The organism is Streptomyces sp. NPDC086077, assembly GCF_040686175.1.
Lineage (GTDB): Bacteria > Actinomycetota > Actinomycetes > Streptomycetales > Streptomycetaceae > Streptomyces.
Genome location: NZ_JBFBJT010000297.1, coordinates 1 through 2785 on the forward strand (window position 1 = coordinate 1; position 2785 = coordinate 2785).

A 2785-nucleotide genomic window follows, 5' to 3' on the forward strand; every position below is an offset into this window, starting at 1 on the left:
TGCTCCTGCTGGGGGTCCAGCGCCTGATCACACCCTGGACGAGGGCCCGTACATGTCGAAAATCCGGCCGACCGCGGCCAGCCACACCGTGTGGAGGACATCCTCCGGCAACAGGCCGTCCAGCAGTCGACGGGCGTCCTCCCCCAACTCCACGGCTTCCTCGCCGTCGGACTCCTCCGCCGACCGAGCGGCGACCGCGAGCGCGGCCGGGAGGTCGACGGCGGTGCCGGCGGCGGGGCTGTCAGGGGAGCACAACCGCTCTGTCAGACCGGTGAGCCCGAAGTCACCGGAGTAACCCAGTTCGACGTACGTCGGACGGTTCTGTGGCATGGATCATGTCCTACACGGATCGTGGCTTGAACGGCTCATCTACTACTGCGGGTAAGCGGTCTTGACGACGAAGCCGTACCGGCCGTTGCCGTTGTGACCCTTGACCTTCATCAGGATCACCACGACGTCGTTGCCGGCGTTGTCGATCGTCCTCCCGTCCGGGTGGTACCGCTTGCCCAGCGAGGGATAGGCATCCCATTTTCCGGTGATGGCCGGGTACTGCTCACCGTCTCTGGCCTTCGCCGCCCAGTTCTGGAACCTCTTCCACTTGTCGTGGTCGAAGACCTTCTGGCCGCTCGCGGTGCGCTTGCTGAAGTAGTCGCCCACCACCCGGTCCACGGCCTGCTGAGCGATGTCCTGGCTCGTCCAGACGGTGTTGGGCTTGCCCTTCCTCGCGGCGAGCCGGAAGGCCTCGGCCGCGTCCGGCCTCACATGCTCCTTCAGCGTGTGGATCTCGTCGCTGTACTTCGACAGAGCCGAGAGATCCTCGTCCCCCAGGTTCAGGCAGTTGTGGACCATGACGTCCGCCGCCCCGGCCCCTTCGGTGCGCACGTAGAACGTGTGCAGGCCGTCGACGGTGAGGTCGTAGACCTGACGCGGGGCGAGACCCGACCGGTCGCGTACGCCGGTCACGGCGCGGAACGTCCCGTCCGGGCTGAGCAGCCGGTCGCCGGGGCGCAGTTCGGAGGCGAGGACCCAGCCGCGCCCGCTGGTACGGATCTTGTGTCCGGCCGTGGTGTCCAGGCTGCTGCCGCCGGCCAGGCCGATGGTCACCAGCCGCTCGGTGTCGTGCCGGAACGTGTCGGTGACGGACTCGGCCCGCAGCCGTCCGGTCAGGGGGTCGGCTGCCACGACCAGGTCGCCTTCCCGCACGGCACGGATCGCCTTGCGGGTACCGTCGGCCATCAGCACCGGGGTGTCACCGGGGAAGCTGTTGACCCTGCACGTCGTGATCACGTCCTCGTAGGCGTTGACGCCCGCCTCGATCCTGGCCAGCGTCCCCGGGTCGACGTCCAGGGCCTTCAGAGCCTTGTACGCGTCGGCGATGCCGATGCCGGTCTTCAACGCGGCGTCCAGGGCGTTGATCGCCTCGGCGATCTTGGTGAAGGCCTTGCCCGGGATGAAGTTGCTCGCCGCCCAGGCGCAGCCGCTGACGCTGCCGTGCCAGCAGTCCAGGAAGTCCTGGACCAGGACAGCCTTCAGGATCTGGTAGACGACGGTCTGCTTGATCAGATCGAGCTTGCTGAAGTAGTGGGTGACGTCCTTCTTCAGCCCTTTGAAGGGTTCACTCTTGACCAGCATCGTGTCCTCCGGCGGGCAGCCGGTGGCCGTGGCCGACGCCTCCGGGTCGGTGCACAGGAAGAAGTCGACCGTGGCGTTGAACGTGACCGTGAACGTGACGGTGCAGCCCTCGAAGCCGATTTCGATGACGCAGTCGTTCTTCTGCTCGGCCTCGGTGACCTCGACGCTGTCCTCGTCGACGACGTACCACGTGCCGCCGACGCCGGTTCCGGCGCCGCTCGTGACCTGCTGGTTGGCCTGCTTGCGCTCCGCGGACTCGGCGGCCTCCTGGGCCTCCTTCGCGTACTTCTCCGCGTCCTCGGCCGCCTGTTCGGCCTCCGTCGCCGCCGCGTCGGCGCGGTCGGCGGCCGCTCGGGCGTCCTTGGCCGCCTGCTCCGCCTCGGCCGCGGCCGCGCGGGCCGCGGAGGCGTCGAGGGCGGCCTGGTCGGCCGAGTCGCGGGCGTCCTGGGCGTAGCCCTCGGCGCGTCCCGCCGCACGGTCGGCCGCCGCCGCGTCCTCGGTGGCCTGGCGGTCGTACTCGATCGTGCGGGCCAGCGAGGCCGACGCCTGGGACGCCGCCTCGGCGGCGTCGGCGGCGTAGCCGAGGGCCTCCTTGGCGTAGCCGCGCGCGGTCGCCGCGTGGGCGGCGGCGTTCGCGGCGTGGACGTACGCCTGCTTCGCGTCGCCCTGCGCCTGCTCGGCGAGGTTCTTCGCGGCCGCGGCCTCCGCCTGCGCGTTCTGGGCGTGCGCGTCGGCGACGGCCTTCTGCTGGTCGGCGATCGACTTCGACGCCTGTCCGGACAGGACGACCAGGGAGGCCGCCGAGTCGGTGTCGACGTACGGCGAGCCGATCTGGATCGCGTCGTTGGCCGGCTGGGCGACCTGCGCCGCGGCGGCGTGCGCGTCGGCCGCCGCCTGGGCGGTGACGTACGCGAAGCCCGCGGCCTTCGCCGAGGCGGCGACGGCCTTGGCCGCCTCCTTGCTCGCCGCGTCCGCGTTGCTCTTGGCGGCCTTGGCCTGCTTCTCCGCCTCGTCGGCCATGGCGACCGCCGCGTTCGCCTCCGACGCGGCGTGCTTGGCGGCGGCGATGGCGTCCGCCACCGCGGCCGTCGCGGTCTTCACCGCGGCGTCGGCCTTCAGCTTCGCCGCCTGGGCGGCGTCGGCGTGCGCGCGG

The 2785-nt window shown here is 70.7% G+C and carries 2 protein-coding genes; both read right to left on the reverse strand.

What is annotated here, in order from left to right:
- Positions 1 to 27 precede the first annotated feature (27 nt).
- Positions 28 to 330, reverse strand: a complete 303-nt coding sequence (locus AB0O67_RS37105) for a hypothetical protein (protein ID WP_365460459.1) — start codon at positions 328 to 330, stop codon at positions 28 to 30.
- 42 nt (positions 331 to 372) lie between these two features.
- On the reverse strand, positions 373 to 2785 hold a 2413-nt coding region (locus AB0O67_RS37110; RefSeq protein ID WP_365460462.1), incomplete at its 5' end, for a Hint domain-containing protein.

Excerpts from the sequence above, each read along its gene's own strand:
- AB0O67_RS37105 (WP_365460459.1), bottom strand. The coding sequence starts at position 330 with ATGCCACAGAACCGTCCGACGTACGTCGAACTGGGTTACTCCGGTGAC.